Source organism: Streptomyces endophytica (assembly GCF_026153355.1).
GTDB lineage: Bacteria > Actinomycetota > Actinomycetes > Streptomycetales > Streptomycetaceae > Streptomyces > Streptomyces endophytica.
The window spans coordinates 3878419-3895173 of sequence record NZ_CP110636.1 but is presented as its reverse complement, the minus strand read 5'-3'; the positions used below and the strand labels follow the sequence as shown (position 1 = coordinate 3895173).

17 protein-coding genes are annotated in these 16755 nt (G+C 70.0%); 6 read left to right on the top strand and 11 right to left on the bottom strand.

Annotation, left to right across the window (positions count from 1 at the left end):
* Window positions 1–6 precede the first annotated feature (6 nt).
* The 4 genes from OJ254_RS17360 to ctaC form a co-directional block, all read right to left on the bottom strand.
* The gene (locus OJ254_RS17360; RefSeq protein ID WP_265363061.1) at window positions 7–1278 is read right to left on the bottom strand and encodes a L,D-transpeptidase; all 1272 of its coding nucleotides are present in this window, start codon (window positions 1276–1278) and stop codon (window positions 7–9) included.
* A gap of 152 nt (window positions 1279–1430) precedes the next feature.
* Window positions 1431–1829 carry a cytochrome c oxidase subunit 4 gene (locus tag OJ254_RS17355; RefSeq protein WP_030083935.1) on the bottom strand — a complete coding sequence of 133 codons (399 nt, stop codon included), beginning with the start codon at window positions 1827–1829 and terminating at the stop codon, window positions 1431–1433.
* Entirely contained in the window at window positions 1826–3562 is a 1737-nt protein-coding gene (gene ctaD / locus OJ254_RS17350; protein ID WP_265363060.1) for an aa3-type cytochrome oxidase subunit I, read from the bottom strand. Before ctaD ends, OJ254_RS17355 begins: the two co-directional genes overlap by 4 nt.
* Complete coding sequence (gene ctaC, locus OJ254_RS17345) at window positions 3559–4521, bottom strand: aa3-type cytochrome oxidase subunit II (RefSeq protein ID WP_265363059.1); 963 nt, start codon at window positions 4519–4521, stop codon at window positions 3559–3561. Before ctaC ends, ctaD begins: the two co-directional genes overlap by 4 nt.
* Window positions 4522–4850: 329 nt before the next feature.
* Between ctaC and OJ254_RS17340 the strand changes: the two genes are divergently transcribed.
* Window positions 4851–6302: a cysteine desulfurase/sulfurtransferase TusA family protein gene (locus tag OJ254_RS17340; RefSeq protein WP_265363058.1), complete on the top strand. Its 1452-nt coding sequence runs from the start codon at window positions 4851–4853 to the stop codon at window positions 6300–6302.
* Between the two features lie 43 nt (window positions 6303–6345).
* On the opposite strand, the gene OJ254_RS17335 is transcribed toward OJ254_RS17340, so the two are convergent.
* Entirely contained in the window at window positions 6346–7323 is a 978-nt protein-coding gene (locus tag OJ254_RS17335; protein WP_265363057.1) for a carbohydrate kinase family protein, read from the bottom strand.
* A 255-nt stretch (window positions 7324–7578) separates the two neighbouring features.
* Here OJ254_RS17335 and OJ254_RS31095 point away from each other — a divergent pair, with 255 nt between their 5' ends.
* Both OJ254_RS31095 and OJ254_RS31090 read left to right on the top strand, forming a co-directional pair.
* Window positions 7579–8259, top strand: coding sequence for a hypothetical protein (locus OJ254_RS31095; protein WP_341483625.1), 681 nt, complete (start codon window positions 7579–7581; stop codon window positions 8257–8259).
* Window positions 8217–9086, top strand: coding sequence for a hypothetical protein (locus tag OJ254_RS31090; RefSeq protein WP_341483624.1), 870 nt, complete (start codon window positions 8217–8219; stop codon window positions 9084–9086). The genes OJ254_RS31095 and OJ254_RS31090 overlap by 43 nt, the downstream gene beginning before the upstream one ends.
* 138 nt (window positions 9087–9224) lie before the next feature.
* On the opposite strand, the gene OJ254_RS17325 is transcribed toward OJ254_RS31090, so the two are convergent.
* A complete protein-coding gene (locus tag OJ254_RS17325; RefSeq protein WP_069568125.1) occupies window positions 9225–9581 on the bottom strand; it encodes a HesB/IscA family protein in 357 nt (118 codons plus the stop codon).
* A 288-nt stretch (window positions 9582–9869) separates the two neighbouring features.
* On the opposite strand from OJ254_RS17325, the gene nadA reads away from it, so the two are divergent.
* A complete protein-coding gene (gene nadA, locus OJ254_RS17320) occupies window positions 9870–11057 on the top strand; it encodes a quinolinate synthase NadA (protein ID WP_261951950.1) in 1188 nt (395 codons plus the stop codon).
* Between the two features lie 51 nt (window positions 11058–11108).
* Here nadA and OJ254_RS17315 read toward each other — a convergent pair whose 3' ends face one another.
* Window positions 11109–11621: a hypothetical protein gene (locus OJ254_RS17315; protein WP_265363056.1), complete on the bottom strand. Its 513-nt coding sequence runs from the start codon at window positions 11619–11621 to the stop codon at window positions 11109–11111.
* Between the two features lie 72 nt (window positions 11622–11693).
* Entirely contained in the window at window positions 11694–11945 is a 252-nt protein-coding gene (locus OJ254_RS17310) for a hypothetical protein (protein WP_265363055.1), read from the bottom strand.
* Between the two features lie 129 nt (window positions 11946–12074).
* On the opposite strand from OJ254_RS17310, the gene OJ254_RS17305 reads away from it, so the two are divergent.
* Both OJ254_RS17305 and OJ254_RS17300 read left to right on the top strand, forming a co-directional pair.
* The gene (locus OJ254_RS17305) at window positions 12075–12920 is read left to right on the top strand and encodes a helix-turn-helix domain-containing protein (RefSeq protein ID WP_265363054.1); all 846 of its coding nucleotides are present in this window, start codon (window positions 12075–12077) and stop codon (window positions 12918–12920) included.
* The gene (locus OJ254_RS17300; protein ID WP_265363053.1) at window positions 12899–13114 is read left to right on the top strand and encodes a DUF397 domain-containing protein; all 216 of its coding nucleotides are present in this window, start codon (window positions 12899–12901) and stop codon (window positions 13112–13114) included. The genes OJ254_RS17305 and OJ254_RS17300 overlap by 22 nt, the downstream gene beginning before the upstream one ends.
* Here the strand turns inward: OJ254_RS17300 and OJ254_RS17295 are convergent.
* Genes OJ254_RS17295 through OJ254_RS17285 form a run of 3 tightly spaced genes read right to left on the bottom strand, consistent with a single transcriptional unit; the run spans window position 13111 to window position 16258 of the window.
* Window positions 13111–14283, bottom strand: a complete 1173-nt coding sequence (locus OJ254_RS17295) for a ferritin-like domain-containing protein (protein ID WP_265363052.1) — start codon at window positions 14281–14283, stop codon at window positions 13111–13113. The two genes, OJ254_RS17300 and OJ254_RS17295, sit on opposite strands and share 4 nt — an antisense overlap.
* A complete protein-coding gene (locus OJ254_RS17290; protein ID WP_341483781.1) occupies window positions 14280–15410 on the bottom strand; it encodes a GMC oxidoreductase in 1131 nt (376 codons plus the stop codon). Before OJ254_RS17290 ends, OJ254_RS17295 begins: the two co-directional genes overlap by 4 nt.
* Window positions 15320–16258 carry an NAD(P)-binding protein gene (locus tag OJ254_RS17285; RefSeq protein ID WP_265363050.1) on the bottom strand — a complete coding sequence of 313 codons (939 nt, stop codon included), beginning with the start codon at window positions 16256–16258 and terminating at the stop codon, window positions 15320–15322. The genes OJ254_RS17290 and OJ254_RS17285 overlap by 91 nt, the downstream gene beginning before the upstream one ends.
* Window positions 16259–16755: the final 497 nt, after the last annotated feature.

The following is a 16755-nucleotide window of genomic DNA, read 5'->3' as shown; positions in this document are numbered from 1 at the left end:
GCCCTTTCAGATCTTCGGGCGCAGTCGGGCGTCCGAGCCGGGGTCCTGCTGGCGCTCGGCGGCTCCTGTGGTGCTGGACGCGTTCTTGAGGGCGCTGCCGGCGCGCCATTCCTTCCAGGGCATGTTCCAGTCGCCGAAGCCGTTGTCGAACGGCGTCATGGTGTCGCCGCCGCTGTTGATGACCTTGACGATGTCGCCGACCCGCACGGTGTTGAAGAACCACTGGGCGTTGCCGGTGGACATGCCGGTGCAGCCGTGGCTGACGTTCGCCGCGCCCTGTGAGCCGACGGACCAGGGCGCGGCGTGCACGTACTCCCCGCTCCAGGTCACCCGGGTGGCCCAGTAGACCGGCAGGTCGTAGGAGTCCGAGCTGCCGGCGGCGATGCCGACGGTGGAGCTGCGCATCCGGACGAAGCTCTCCTTGCCCAGGATGACCTTGACGCCGTTGCGGGTGGAGAAGCCGGGCTTGCCGGTGGTGACCGGGATGGTGTTGATGGACGTGCCGTTGCGCAGCACGGTCATCTGGTGCGCGGAGGCGTCGGTGATGGCTTCCAGGCGGTCGCCGGTGGTGAGTCTGACGGGCTTGGAGGGGCCGCCGTAGAGGCCCTTGGCGATCTTCAGGCCGGTCAGGTTGCTGTGCACCGAGATGGTGGCGTGGGCCGGCCAGTAGACCTTCGGGCGGAAGTGCAGCTTCTTGTCGTCCACCCAGTGCCAGGCGCCCTCGACGCGCGGCATGGAGTCGACCTTCAGGGCGCTCTCGACGATGGCCCGGGCCTTGGGGTCCTTGATGGGGCGGCTCAGCTCGGCGGTGACCGGCTGGCCGACGCCGTATTCGCCGCTCTCGGGACCGAAGGTGGCGGTCAACTGGCCGTCCGCGTCGGTGGTGTGCACCACCAGCGTCTTGCGGCCGGGGGTGCCGTCGTCCTCCTCGGTGCTGACCCGCACCGTGTAGCGGCTTCCGGCGGCCAGCGGCACCGTGGTGCGCCAGTGCCTGCCGTCGGCGCTCAGTTCGCCGCGTACGAAGCGGCCGGTGGAATCGGTGGCGGTCACGTCCGTGATCCGCGCGTCGTCATCCTTGACGGAGACCTCGATCGGTTTGTCGGGGTCGGCTTTCTGCTTTCCGTCCGGGGTGTTGGCGGTGATCTGGTCGCCCGCGTCGTAGGGATTGGCGGAGAGCGGTTCCGACGCCGAGCCCCCGCACGCGGCGGTGCTCACCGCGAGGGGCACGAGCAGGAGGCCGCAGCTCAGCACCGTCCGGGTTCGAGGTCTGTGACTCATGCCCCAAAAATATGAAGAATCACCTGCTCCAGCGCGCTGGAGGACTGCAAACGGGTACCCCCCGCTCCCCCGAACGGGGCGGGCCCGGACACCTGTTGAGGTGTCCGGGCCCGCGGTACGGCGTGTTGCCGTGCTTTTGGCGCCTGAAGCGCCTACTGCGTGCGGTTCTCGCCGCGGTAGTACTCGAAGACCCAGCCGAAGAGGCCGACGAGGATCACCGGGAGGGAGAAGTACAGCAGCCACCAGCCGAAGACGACGCCCAGGAAGGCGAGCGCACCACCGACGGCCAGGGACAGCGGCTGCCAGCTGTGCGGGCTGAAGAAGCCCAGCTCACCGGCGTCGTCGGAGACCTCCGCGTTCTCGTTGTCCTGCGCACCCGCGTCGACCCGCCGGGCCGTGAAGGCCAGGTAGTAGCCGACCATGATGCACAGGCCGAAGGCGAGGAACAGTGCGGTGGTACCCGCGGGCTCCTTCGACCAGACGCCATAGACGATCGCCATGGCCAGGACGAAGACGGAGAGCCAGATGAACATCTTGCCCTGGATCTTCACTTGCCCGCCTCCTTGCCACCGGCGATGGCCTTGTCCTCGTCAGTGCCGTGGCCGTTGTGCAGCGCGTCGAGGGCCGCGATCTCCGGGTGGTGCAGGTCGAACGCCGGGGATTCGGAACGAATGCGCGGCAGGGTGAGGAAGTTGTGCCGCGGCGGCGGGCAGGACGTCGCCCATTCGAGCGAACGGCCGTAGCCCCACGGGTCGTCGACCTCGACCTTCTTGCCGAACTTGGCGGTCTTCCAGACGTTGTAGAGGAACGGCAGGATCGACAGGCCCAGCACGAACGAGCTGATCGTCGAGATGGTGTTCAGCGCCGTGAAGCCGTCGGCCGCGAGGTAGTCCGCGTACCGACGCGGCATGCCCTCGGCACCCAGCCAGTGCTGGACGAGGAACGTGCCGTGGAAGCCGATGAACAGCGTCCAGAACGTGATCTTGCCCAGGCGCTCGTCGAGCATCTTGCCGGTGAACTTCGGCCACCAGAAGTGGAAGCCGGAGAACATCGCGAAGACGACCGTTCCGAAGACGACGTAGTGGAAGTGCGCCACGACGAAGTACGAGTCGGAGATGTGGAAGTCCATCGGCGGCGAGGCCAGGATGACGCCGGTCAGACCACCGAAGGTGAAGGTGATCAGGAAGCCGACCGCCCAGAGCATCGGCGTCTCGAAGGACAGCGAGCCCTTCCACATCGTGCCGATCCAGTTGAAGAACTTCACACCGGTCGGAACGGCGATGAGGAACGTCATGAAGGAGAAGAACGGCAGCAGCACGCCACCGGTGACGTACATGTGGTGCGCCCACACCGTGACCGAAAGGCCGGCGATCGAAATCGTCGCCGCGATCAGACCGATGTAACCGAACATCGGCTTCCGGGAGAACACCGGAATGACCTCGGAAATGATGCCGAAGAACGGTAGCGCGATGATGTACACCTCTGGATGTCCGAAGAACCAGAAGAGGTGCTGCCAGAGCAATGCTCCGCCATTTGCGGCGTCGAATACATGGGCACCGAATTTACGGTCCGCCTCCAGGGCGAACAGCGCGGCGGCCAGGACCGGGAAGGCCAGCAGGACCAGCACACCGGTCAGCAGCACGTTCCAGGTGAAGATCGGCATCCGGAACATCGTCATGCCAGGCGCACGCATGCAGATGATCGTGGTGATGAAGTTGACCGAACCGAGGATGGTGCCGAAGCCGGAGAAGGCCAGACCCATGATCCACATGTCGGCGCCGACGCCCGGCGAGCGGACCGCGTCCGACAGCGGGGAGTAGGCGAACCAGCCGAAGTCGGCGGCACCCTGCGGGGTGAGGAAGCCGGCCACCGCGATCAGCGAGCCGAAGAGGTACAGCCAGTACGCGAACATGTTCAGCCGCGGGAACGCCACGTCGGGCGCGCCGATCTGCAGCGGCATGATCCAGTTCGCGAAACCGGCGAACAGCGGCGTCGCGAACATCAGCAGCATGATCGTGCCGTGCATCGTGAACGCCTGGTTGAACTGCTCGTTCGACATGATCTGCGTGCCGGGACGGGCCAGTTCGGCGCGCATGAGGAGCGCCATCAGGCCGCCGATGCAGAAGAACGCGAACGACGTGACCAGGTACATCGTGCCGATGGTCTTGTGGTCAGTGGTCGTCAGCCACTTCACGGCAGCGATACCGGGTTGCTTCTTGCGTACGGGCGGTGCAGCCGGAGCCGTATCGGCGGCGGCACCCTGAGGTTCGTTGAGGATGCTCACTGGTTCTTCGTCTCCGCATTCCTGGCGTGATCCGTCTGCTTGATGCCCGACGGCAGGTATCCGGTCTGGCCCTTCTTCGCCAGGTCCTTCAGGTGCGCCCGGTACCGCTCAGGGGACACGACCTTGACGTTGAAGAGCATCCGGGAGTGGTCGACGCCGCAGAGCTCGGCGCACTTGCCCATGAAGGTGCCCTCCTTGTTGGGGGTCACCTCGAAGACGTTGGTGTGGCCCGGGATGACGTCCTGCTTCATCAGGAACGGCACCACCCAGAAGGAGTGGATGACATCGCGCGAGGTCAGCACGAACTGAACCGTCTCGCCCTTCGGCAGCCACAGGGTCGGGCCCGGGTTGCCGGTCTGCGGGTTGCGCTCGCCCGGGGTGCCGGTGTCGTAGACACCGTCGGCACCGGCCGGTGCGGTCTTCTTCCACTTGTCCGGGATCGCGGAGAGCGCGCTGGAGTTGATGTTGGTGGTCGACTTGTTGCCGTCCACGTTCTCCAGGTAGTTGAACGCCCAGCTCCATTGGAAGCCCACCACGTTGATGACGTGGTCCGGCTTCTTGGAGGTCTTCAGGAGCGCGCTCTCATCACGCGCGGTGAAGTAGAACAACACCGCGATGATGATGAAGGGGACAATCGTGTACAACGCCTCGATCGGCATGTTGTACCGGGTCTGCGCGGGGACCTCCACCTTGGTCCTGCTGCGGCGGTGGAAGATCACGCTCCAAATGATCAGGCCCCACACCAGCACGCCCGTTGCGAGGGCGGCGGCCCAGGAGCCCTGCCAAAGAGAGAGGATCCGCGGCGCCTCGTCGGTGACGGGCGTTGGCATGCCGAGGCGGGGGAAGTCCTTATATGTGCAACCAGTAGCGGTCGCCAGGACCAGGCCCGCAGCAAGCACCTGCGGCAGCTTCCGCCGCATCGGGCGCCGCGACGAGCGGTCGGAGCCGTTGGGACTCACGTAGCGCCTTCCCGAGAGTCTCGCCCGAGCGGTCGGCTGCGGCCTTACTCGCTGGTCGGTCGCCGCCCTGCGTCGGGCAGGGGTTTGGATGTTTATGCGGACCAAACCCTACTGGACGCTATTTGGGGTCGCGCGGGGAGGGTGCCCAACGCGCCGCGCGCCACCCCTAAGGGGTGGCCGGGCCCCTCGTGGACCGCCCTCCGGACACCCGATTACCCGCTCCCACCAGGCATCTGACGGCGTGCCCGGCCCCGGCCCGCAGGCGGGTGGAACGGACCACTCCGGTGGGCCCACCGCCGGCCGCCGCCCGGGGGACTAACGTCGGGTACGTGCCCTACTTCGACGCCGCGTCCGCCGCTCCCCTCCATCCCGTCGCCCGTGAGGCGCTGCTCGCCTCGCTCGACGAGGGCTGGGCCGACCCGGCCCGGCTCTACCGCGAGGGCCGGCGCGGCCGGCTGCTGCTGGACGCCGCCCGGGAGGCCGCGGCCGAGGCCGTCGGCTGCCGCCCGGACGAGCTGGTTTTCACCCCTTCGGGTACCCAGGCGGTGCACACCGGAGTGGCCGGTGCGCTGGCCGGCCGGCGCCGCACCGGCCGCCGGCTGCTGCACTCCGCCGTCGAGCACTCCTCCGTCCTGCACGCCGCCGAGGCCCATGCCGCGGCCGGCGGGACCGTCGCGGAGCTGGCCGTGGACCGTACCGGCCGGGTGGCCGCCGGGGACGTCGCGGCCGCGCTCACCCCGGACACCGCGCTGGTCGCCCTGCAGTCCGCCAATCACGAGGTGGGCACCGAGCAGCCGGTCGAGGAGGTGGCCGAGCTGTGCCAGGAGGCCGGGGTGCCGCTGCTGGTGGACGCCGCGCAGTCACTGGCGTGGGGGCCGGTGCCCGGTGCCTGGTCCCTGCTGGCGGCCAGCGCCCACAAATGGGGCGGCCCGCCCGGCGTCGGGGTGCTCGCGGTCCGCAAGGGGACCCGGTTCGCGCCCCAGGGGCCGCGGGACGAGCGGGAGTCCGGCCGGAGCGCCGGCTTCGAGAACATCCCGGCGGTGGTCGCGGCCGCGGCCGCGCTGCGCGCGCTGCGGTCCGGGCCGGGGACCGACACCGAGGCGGCCCGGCTGCGGGAGCTGGTGGACCGGATCCGCACCCGGCTGCCGGAGCTGGTCCCGGACGTGGAGGTGGTCGGCGATCCGGTGCGCCGCCTCCCCCACCTCGTCACCTTCTCCTGTCTCTATGTCGACGGGGAGACCCTGCTGCACGAGCTCGACCGGGCCGGCTTTTCCGTCTCGTCCGGATCATCCTGTACGTCCAGCACGCTGACGCCGAGCCATGTACTGCGCGCGATGGGCGTGCTGTCCGAGGGGAACGTCCGGGTCTCGCTGCCGTACGGCACGGCCGAGGCGGACGTGGAGCGGTTCCTGGAGGTGCTGCCGGGGGTCGTGCGGTCGGTGCGGGAGCGGCTGGGGGTGGCGGCCGAGGCGCCGGTGGCCGCACCGGGAAGCGCGCCGCGGGAGCCGTCGGCGGCCGTCGCGGAGGAGCCCGCCGGGGCTGCCGCCGAAGAGCCCGAGGGCGTCGTCGTCGATGCGCTCGGACGGCGCTGCCCCATCCCGGTCATCGAGCTGGCCAAGACGATCGGGCAGGTGCCGGTCGGCGGGACGGTGACGGTGCTCTCCGACGACGAGGCCGCCCGGCAGGACATCCCCGCCTGGTGCGGGATGCGCGACCAGGAGTACGTGGGAGAGCGGGCGGCCGAACGCGGCGCCGCGTATGTGGTGCGGCGCCGCGTCTGACGTGCAGGGGGGCCGGGCGTGGGCCCGGCCCGGGCCGGCCGGGTCAGGCAGCGAGGTGCTGCTGGACCTCGGCCGCGGCCTCGTGGCCGTACGCCTTGGTGAAGCGGTCCATGAAGTGGCTGCGGTGCAGCTCGTACTCCTGGGTGCCGACGGTCTCGATGACCAGGGTGGCGAGCATGCAGCCGATCTGGGCGGCGCGCTCCAGGTCGACGCCCCAGGCCAGGCCGGACAGGAAGCCGGCGCGGAAGGCGTCGCCGACGCCGGTGGGGTCGGCCTTGGTCTTCTCCTCGGGGACGCCGACCTCGATGGTGGGCTCGCCGACCCGCTCGATGCGGACGCCGTTGGAGCCGAGGGTGGTGACCCGGGTGCCGACCTTCGCCAGGATCTCGTCGGCGGTCCAGCCGGTCTTGGACTCGATCAGGCCCTTCTCGTATTCGTTGGAGAAGAGGTACGCCGCGCCCTCCATGAGGTTGCGGATGCCCTCGCCGTCCATCCGGGCGATCTGCTGGGAGAAGTCCGCGGCGAACGGGATACCGCGGCTGCGGCACTCCTCGGTGTGCCGGATCATCGCCTCCGGGTCGTCCGCGCCGATCAGGACCAGGTCCAGGCCGCCGACCCGCTCGGCGACGTGCTGCAGCTCGATCAGCCGGGCCTCGCTCATCGCGCCGGTGTAGAAGGAGCCGATCTGGTTGTGGTCGGCGTCGGTGGTGCACACGAAGCGGGCGGTGTGCAGGACCTCGGAGATGCGCACGGAGCGGGTGTCCACGCCGTGGCGGTCGAGCCAGGCGCGGTACTCCTCGAAGTCGGTGCCCGCGGCGCCGACCAGGACCGGGCGGATGCCGAGCTGGCCCATGCCGAAGCAGATGTTGGGGGCGACGCCGCCCCGGCGGACGTCGAGCTGGTCGACCAGGAAGGAGAGGGAGACCGTATGCAGCTGGTCGGCCACGAGCTGGTCGGCGAAGCGGCCGGGGAAGGTCATCAGGTGGTCGGTGGCGATGGAGCCGGTGACTGCGATACGCACGACGGGTCTGCTCCTGTGGGACGGAGTGAGGGGCGGCGGACGGGGAAACGGTACCGGTCGGGAGGGTGACCCGCCGGTCATCCGGGACAGCTGGCAGCCGGGGGCCGCGCAAACCCTCCCATAGTAGATCCGCCCGGCCGGGCCGCCGGCCGGGGGCACCGGGGAACCGGATCCGGCCCGGGTCCGTCCCATCGGCGTCCCCCACAAAGGCGGGCAGGTAGGTCAGAAGTTCAGCGGAGCTGAAGGAGCGATGCGGTGAACGCCGAGGACACCCCTGACACCACCCACCCCGAGGAGCGCACCCGCCGCACCCGGCTCGTGGTGGCCTCGATGGCCGCCGCGGTGCTGCTGGCCGGGGGCGGCGCGGCGTACTGGGCCTCGTCCGCGTCCGGCGACGGCTCCGGGCCGGACTCCGGGCACGGCAATCCGCCACCCCTGGCGCTCGACGGCTATTCGGGCGGCTCCATAGCGGCCGGTGAGCCCAACCCGCAGGGGGCGAAGTACAAGGCCGTGGCGAAGCTGCCCGGCGGTCCGGGTTCCGCCCCGGTGTACCGCCCGAAGGGCGAGGTCGCCCGGGAGGCCGTGGAACGGCTGGCGAAGGCGCTGGATGTGGCCGGAAAGGTCAGGTCGGAGGGCAGCACCTGGAAGGTCGGCGAGGTCACCCCGGACTCCCGTGGGCCGATCCTCCAGGTGAACAAGACCGGCTCGGGTTCCTGGACGTTCTCCAAGTACGGCACCCCGGCGGTACGAACTGCGCGCTGCCCGCCTCCCCCAAGGGCGACACCGGCCAGGGCCGGCCGGGCGGCGGCGGGCCGTCGAGCCGGCCCGGCTGCCCGTCGTACCGCGGTGGTGAGGACAGCGCGACCCGGGACGACGGCAGCGGCGCGGGCGCGGTGTCGGCGGAGAAGGCGAAGCGGGCGGTGCGGCCGGTGCTGACGGCGCTCGGCCAGGAGGACGCCGCGGTCGACGCGAGCGGGCTGTCCGGCGCGGTGCGGATCGTCACCGCGAACCCGGTGCTCGGCGGGCTGCCGACGTACGGCTGGCAGAGCGATCTACAGGTCGGCTCGGACGGTCAAGTGGTCGGCGGCAGCGGGCAGTTGGCGAAGCCGGTCAAGGGCGCGGTGTACCCCGTGCTGAACGCCGACAAGACGCTCGCGCGGCTGAACTCGGGCGACGGCCGCAAGCCCGCCCCCTGCCCCTCGACGCCCGGCCGCAAGGACGGCTCGGACGGCAAGGGCGACCAGATCGCGCCCTGCGAGCCGGCACCCACCAAGGGCCAGCAGCCGGCCGAGGTGACCGGCGCGGTCTTCGGGCTCGCGGTGCAGTACGTGGACGGCGGCCAGGCGCTGGTGCCGTCGTGGCTGTTCAAGGTCCGCCAGCCGGGCACCGGCAACGGCCCGGACGCCACCACGACGACGGTGACGCACCCGGCCGTGGACCCGAAGTACGTGGCCCACAAGGAGCCCACCCCCAAGCCGCCGTCCGGGAAGCCGGGCGTGATGGCGCTGGAGTCGTACGACGTCGGGGACGGCGGCCGGAAGCTGACCGTGCACTTCTGGGGCGGGGTGTGCAGCGTCTACTCGGTGAGCGTCGACGAGTCGGCCACCACCGTGAAGACCAAGGTCACCGCCCGGGACAAGAAGCCGGGGCAGATCTGCGTGAAGATGGCCCGGGAGTTCACCAAGACCGTGGAGCTGCAGAAGCCGCTGGACGGCCGGAAGGTGGTCGACGTGTCGACCGGTGAGTCCGTGCCGAAGCGGTGACGGCGGCCGGCCGGGCCGGTCCGGCCGGATGAGGGAAGACCGGACGAGGAAAGAGCAACGCGAAGGCGGCGCCCCCGAGGGGGACGCCGCCTTCGCGCGCTATTGCCCGTGCTCCTCAGCTGAGGAATGGGCTGAAAATTAGCTGAAGGAGTCGCCGCAGGCGCAGGAGCCCGTGGCGTTCGGGTTGTCGATCGTGAAGCCCTGCTTCTCGATGGTGTCGACGAAGTCGATGGAGGCGCCGCCCAGGTAGGGGGCGCTCATCCGGTCCGTCACGACCTTGACGCCGCCGAAGTCCTTCACGACGTCGCCGTCGAGCGAACGCTCGTCGAAGAAGAGCTGGTAGCGCAGACCGGAGCAGCCACCGGGCTGAACGGCCACCCGCAGCGCGAGGTCGTCCCGGCCCTCCTGCTCCAGCAGGCTCTTGACCTTCGACGCGGCCGCGTCGGACAGGATGATGCCGTCGCTGACGGTGGTCTTCTCGTCCTGCACGCTCATCTACATCTCTCCCGGGTTGTACGGACCGCTTGTCATCGGATGCCACAAGCTGCAACCGGCGACGCCCCGGAATTCATTCCGGCTGGGCGTTATCTCTTCTCATGCTCGCACACCGGCCGCCGGGAACCGGTGGCGTACCGCACACGGCGGGGTGCTGATGCGTCACATCGACACTATGGCCATCGTCAAAGTGACGTGAAGCAGCTATGATAGATAGCGTCAAATAGACGAAAAGGCATGCACCCGGGAAACGGCGCGTGCCTCAGAGCTGTCTGCAGAGAAGAGAGGGTGCGTGTCGTGACCACCGCCCAGCCCCTGGACGTCCAGCCGACCCCGCTCGCGCTGCTCCTCCTCGGCCGCGAGGCCGACCCGAAGAGCGAGCGCGGCGTGGAGTGCCCCGGTGATCTGCCGGCCCCGTCGGACCCCGACCTCGTCGAGCGCGCCCGCGCGGCCAAGGCGAAGCTCGGGGACAAGGTCTTCGTCCTGGGGCACCACTACCAGCGCGACGAGGTCATCGAGTTCGCCGATGTGACCGGCGACTCCTTCAAGCTCGCGCGGGACGCCGCCGCCCGGCCGGACGCCGAGTACATCGTCTTCTGCGGTGTGCACTTCATGGCCGAGTCGGCCGACATCCTCACCGGTGACGACCAGCAGGTCATCCTCCCCGACCTGGCCGCGGGCTGTTCGATGGCCGACATGGCGACCGCCGAGCAGGTCGCCGAGTGCTGGGACGTGCTCACCGAGGCCGGCATCGCCGAGCAGGTCGTGCCGGTCTCGTACATGAACTCCTCGGCGGACATCAAGGCGTTCACCGGCAAGCACGGCGGCACGATCTGCACCTCCTCCAACGCCAAGCGGGCGCTGGACTGGGCCTTCGAGCAGGGCGAGAAGGTGCTCTTCCTGCCCGACCAGCACCTGGGCCGGAACACCGCCGTCCGGGACATGGGCATGTCCCTGGACGACTGCGTGGTCTACAACCCGCACAAGCCGAACGGCGGCCTGACCGTCGAGCAGCTGCGGGACGCGAAGATGATCCTGTGGCGCGGCCACTGCTCGGTGCACGGCCGGTTCTCGCTCGACTCGGTCAACGACGTGCGCGCGCGCATCCCCGGCGTGAACGTGCTGGTCCACCCCGAGTGCAAGCACGAGGTCGTGGCGGCGGCGGACTACGTCGGCTCGACGGAGTACATCATCAAGGCGCTGGAGGCCGCCCCGCGCGGCTCGAAGTGGGCCATCGGCACGGAGCTGAACCTGGTCCGCCGTCTGGCGAACCGTTTCGCCTCCGAGGACAAGGAGATCGTCTTCCTCGACAAGACGGTCTGCTTCTGCTCGACGATGAACCGCATCGACCTCCCCCACCTGGTGTGGGCCCTGGAGTCGCTGGCGGCCGGCAAGGTCGTCAACCGCATCCAGGTCGACAAGGAGACCGAGAGCTTCGCGAAGCTGGCGCTGGAGCGGATGCTGGCGCTTCCGTAGCGTCCGTGGTGGCGACGGCCGGCGGCTCGGGGGCACGCCGGCCCGCCCCGGCTACTCCAGGGACCACTTGACCTTGTCGGTGTCCTTGATCGCGGTGGCGCAGGGACCGGTCGTGATCTTGGTGTCGTTGACGTACGCGGTCCACTTCTTCCCGTTGGCGGCGTCCCCGTGGATGTTGTCGACGACGAAGTCCTTGGCGGTGGCGTCCCAGTGCGCCACCAGGCCGAAGTGGTACTCGTCCTCGGCGTCGACCAGCGCGGTGAACGGGGTGGGGGCGCCGCCGGCCGCCGCGCAGGGGTGCCCGTAGACGGGGTGGCCGGTCGTCCAGATGATCCCGAGGCTGGCGGTGAAGAGCCCGCCGGTGATCGCCACCCGTACGCCGGCGAGCGGTCCGGGGGCCGGGCCGGCCGTCGGACTGGACGTCGGGCTGGCCGCCGGGTGGGCCGCGGCGGGCACGGCGACGGCGCGGGGGGCGACCGCGGGGTCCACCAGCGTGAAGGTGAGCGCACAGGCGAGCCCGGCGGCGGGCACGAGGGCGGCCTTGCCGGTCGGTGCGGAGAGCACGGGCTACCTGCCTTTCGCGTTCTGAGGTCGCTTTACCCTCTTTTCATACCATTACCCAGGGCCGCATTCCCGTCACTCCTCGTATTCCGCGAGCCGGTCGCCCCGGCTCACGGCAATCCGGACGACGTCCCGCAGCGCGAGCCGGAGCACCCGGGATTCCGCCGTGACCTCATCGAGCAGCAGCTCGGCCGCGGCGAGTATCTGCTCCTCGATGTCGTCGGCCAGCATCGACAGCCGGCTCTCCGGGTTGTCGGTGTGCAGATAGCAGGGCTGACCGTCCGGCCCCGTCCACGGCAACAGCCGCCACGGCGAACCATCGAACATATGACCTACTTTCGCTGAGTTGGCCGCCTGATTACGGTGTGTATCGCCATCGTTGCCGTGGGAGACGTGGTCTCAACAGGGGCTCTGCGTCTACCTGTTGAGCGTGGGACGACTGAGAGACGAGACGCCATGAAGTTCACGCCGAAGGAACTGACTCCGTACCTGTCCGCCCGGCACTACTTCGGCTCGGAGCAGCGCCGGCACCGGGACCTGGCCAGGCTGTCCCTGGTGCAGCTGGCGGAGATCGTCAACTTCAGCAAGAGCACGCTGGGGCGGGTGGAGACGGCGGAGTTGCTGCCGCCACCTGAGCTACCGAGCGCCCTGGACGCGGCGTTCGGTACGGGGCAGCACTTCTACGGGCTGTACCAACTGGCCAAGCGGGAGACGCCTCCGGACTATTACCGCCGCCTGATGGACTTCGAGGCGCAGGCGGAGGTGATTGAGGCTTTCGCGACGTACCTCGTGCCCGGACTCTTGCAGACGGAGAGGTACGCCCGTGCTCTGTTGAGCCAGCGGACCGAAGTGGCGCCGGAGCTGATCGAGGAACGTGTGCGGCTTCGCCTCGGTCGCCAAGACCGACTGCGTTCCGCGACACCTCCGCGCTACTGGGCGATCCTCGACGAGGCGATCCTCCGCCGCCCCCTTGGTGGCGCCGAGGTCATGCACGAACAACTCAAGGCGCTACTAGCGCTGGCCGATACGCCGACCACGAAGATTCAAGTGCTCCCGTTCGCGCACGGTGCCTACCAACTGATGGACGGCCCGACGGTGCTCCTGAGGCTTCCGGGCGGCAAGACCGTTGCGTACGACGAATACAGGGAGCGCGGCCACATCATGGAAGATGCGGCAGAGGTCAATCAGCGCTGGGCGAACTACGACGAGCTGCGCGCGTACGCTCTCTCGCCAAGGGACTCTGCAGCCCTGATCCGACAGGCGATGAAGGGATACGAGCCATGCGAACCGGCACCGAACTGAGCAACGCCGATTGGCGCAAGAGCAGTTACAGCAACAACGACGGGGCCGACTGCGTCGAGGTGGCCGACAACATCCCCGGCCTCATCCCCGTCCGGGACAGCAAGAACCCCGGCGGCCCCGCGATATGCGTCGGCGAGGCCGCGTGGGCCGCGTTCGTCGGGATGGTCAAGGACCGGCCGTCCCTGGGCGGTTAGTGGGACGGGACGGGTGAGAGGTCGATCGGCTGGCCGGGCTGGAGGCCGGCCAGCCGTAGGTTCTGCTCGACCGTGGGGCTGACCGTGTCGAACTGCGACTGCTCCAGTTCGAAGGTGGGGCTGGCGTAGAGGCCGCGCGCGGCCAGCTTCGGGTCGGGGTGCGGGTTGCGGTACAACTGCTCGGAGCGGTCGCGGAGTTCCAGCATCGTGGGGATCGCGAGGGCCATCGCGCGCGGGGTGCCGTTGAACGCCGTGTGGAGGTACCGCAGCAGCGCCGCGTAACGGGTATTGAAGGCGACCGCCTGCTCGTAGACCGCGCTGGTCGCCGCGTACTTCCGGTAGTCGGCGATCTTCGAGTCACCGTGGATCGGGTACGCGTCGTCCCAGGTGACGTCGATCAGGGGGCCGCTGGGCGGGTCGGCGGGGGTGTCGTGGGGGCCGTAACTGCGGGCCGTGTAGATCTCGTTGAAGCGGAAGTAGTGGGCCAGCTGGCGCTGTTCGCCGAAGATCAGGTCGTCGCTGTCCCAGATCGTGCCGTCGGTGCCCTCGCCCTGGTCGCTGATCACCCGGATCGCCAGCCGGGCCGATGTCAGGTCGTGGACGGCGAAGACCTCACCGCCGGAGTTGTAGAAGTCGTCCGGGCCGACCTGGCGGGCGGCGGCGCCGGTGAAGACGGCCGCCTCGCCCTGTTCCTTGACCAGGTGCTCCAGGCCCTGGCGGATGCAGTCGTAGAACTGGCCGATCGACGTCCAGCCGTCGCCCGGCTTCGGCTTGGGGGCCAGCTTGCGGGGCGTTTCGATGGTGAGGAACGTCTTCAGGGCCGCGGGCGAGAAGTGCTGGAGGCCGATGAGGGGCAGCCGGTCGCTGCTGAAGGGCAGTTTGGCGGGGTACTTCGCGACGAATTGGGAGTGGCCGACGTCCGGTGTGCCGCCGACCGCGTTGAGCAGGTTGGCGGCCAGCGTCATGTGGAGCATCTCCTCCAGCAGGACGCTGCGGAGGGTGAAGTAGGCGGGGCGGTTGGTGCCGGAGACGATCGAGTACATGCCGGTCATGTAGACGGGGATGGTGAGGTGCTCCACCTCCAGGGCCGCCTGGAGGTAGCGGCGCAGGGTGGGGAGGTCCTGGGGGATGCCGAACCCCTGGGCGTCCAGGGCGAGTGCGGTGATCACGCGGTCACCTTCTCCTTCTCCGGGTTCTCCGGGTTCGCCGGATCCGCGGCGGACCGGACGGTCACCGGGCGGCGGGCCGCGGCGAGGTCGCGGTGGATCCGCGCGGCGCTGCGCAGGGCCAGCGCCATCATCGTGAGCGTGGGGTTGCTGGTGCCGATCGACGGCATGCTGCCGCAGCCGATGGCGTAGAGGTTGGGGTGGTCGTGGGTGCGCTGGTCGGCGTTCACCACGGACGACTTGGGGTCGGTGCCCATGATGTGGGTGCCGGCTCCGTGGCCGGCGCCGCTGTAGGCGAGGTCCAGGGTCTGCTCGTCGACCGTGTGGACGAAATGGCCGAGCGGCGGAACGCCGTCGTGCGGGGCGTGGTCGGTGTAGTCGGTGGCACCGAGCCGTTCGAAGATCTTCTGGGCGACGAGGCGGGCGGCGAACAGGCCGGTGCGGACGTGCTCGTCGAGGTTGTAGGTGAGGATCGGGCGGGGGTTGCCCATCGCGTCGCGGTGGCGGGCGGGGTCGATGGTGACGCGGTTGCCGGGGTCGGCGGACTGCTCGACGGCGATCTGCAGTTGCAGCTGGCGGCCGATGGAGCTGCCGAGCAGCCGGCGCAGTTCGGGGCCGAAGACGCCGTCCGGCCGGACGTTGCCGTCCTTGTCGCCGCCGATGCCGAGCGCGGTGGCGACGTTGCTCATGGGGGCGCCGGTGGCCCAGCCCCAGCCCCAGTTGCCGATCTCGATGCGGAACGGGGCGCGGACCTGGCGCCCGGGGCCGCCGCGGAAGACCTCCCAGCCGGAGGTGTGGCCGGGGCCGCGGAACGGGCCGACCGGCCCGCCGGTCTCGGGGGCGAGCGCCCAGTTGAGGAGCGTGGGGTGGTCCATCAGGTTGCGGCCGACCTGCCCGCTGGTGTTGGCGAGGCCGGAGAACAGCAGCAGCCGGGCGTTCTCGATGGCGTGCGCGGCGAGCACCACCACGTCCGCCTCGGCCAGGTAGGAGCGGCTGACCGGGGAGGCGGGGTCGGTGTAGGTGCGGTACTCCACGCCGGTCACGGTGCCGGCCGAGGTGGCCCGGACGCGGCTGACCACGCACCGGGTGGCCAGGGTGACGGAGGACGGCCAGGCGGCCTGGAGGCGCAGCGGATGGGATTTGGCCTGGACGGGACAGATGGGGACGCAGCTGGCGTTGCCCACACAGCGCTCGCCGTAGTTGGGCAGGCCGACGGCGCCCTGGATGCGGTACGGGGCCGGTAGGCGGGGTTGGGTGTGGAGTTGCGTGCCTGGGGCAGGCCGAAAGTCCGCAGGGTGTACGGAAGTTGGGCGACCGTGTCGTCGATGACCGCGTCCCCCAGGCGGTGGTCGCAGTACTGGTCGATATAGCTCTGCGGGATGTGGTGCATCGGGTACTCGTAGGCGGGGTCGGTGACCACGCCGAGCTCCTTCTGCTCCTGGGCGTGGCCGGCGACGCCCAGTTCCGCCTCGGCCTCGGCGTACCAGGGCTGGAGGTCCTCGGCGGTGAGCGGCCAGTCCAGGCCGTAGGAGTAGGTGCTGCGGGTGGCGAAGTCGTCCGGGAGCATCCGGGGGACGGCGCCGAGCCAGTGCATGGCGGCACCGCCCAGCTCCCGCAAGTAGTCGGTGCCGTACGGGAGTTGACCGTTCTGGACGAAGTAGCCGTGCGCGGTGAACTCGGGCTCGCCGGGTTGTGGGTTGGGTACCGGGGCGAGGTCGAGGACGTTCGGGGAGGGGGCGGCCTTGTTGGGGCGGTAGGCGGCGTTGGGGACCTTGGCCACGGCCGAGTAGAAGGTGGACAGCGAGTCGAGGTAGCCGGGCCAGGTCTCGGTGCCGCCGTTGCCGGCCTCCAGGACGAGGACCTGCCAGCCCTGGGCGCCCAGGCGCTTGGCGAGGACGGAGCCGGCCCAGCCGCCGCCGACGATGATCGCGTCGTAGCGGCGGCGGGCGGCGCCCTCCGCGGAGACGGTCTCGGTCATGACGTGCGCTCCTCAGGGGTGGCGGGGGACTCCGGAGTGGCGGGGCCTCCGGGGTGGCGGGGGCCTCCGGAGTGGCCGCGGTGGGGACGGCGGACGGCGGGATGTCGCGGCTGAGGCGCTGGCCGGGAAGCAGATGGGCGGGGATGTCCTCCGGGGAGACCTCGCCGGCCAGGCCGGTGCGGTACGGGACGTCCGCGAGGCCGAGGCGGTCGCGGAGCTCCGCGACCCCGGGCGGGTCGGGCGGGCGCACCGCCCAGGTGCCGAAGCCCGGCGGTTTGGCGCCCGCCGGGTGGCCGTGGAAGGTGCGCCAGACCAGGCCCTCCACGTAGGCGCTGGGGGCGGGGACGAACTCGGTGTTGGCGCTCTCCCGGCGGAGATCGGCGTGCGCGGCCGGGGCGAGGCGGGGCCAGGCGCCGGTGTACCAGAGGTAGATCAGGGCCCGGGCCACCTCGCGGTGGGTGGGGGTGAGCGCCTCGGGGCCGTGGCCTTCCGCGAGG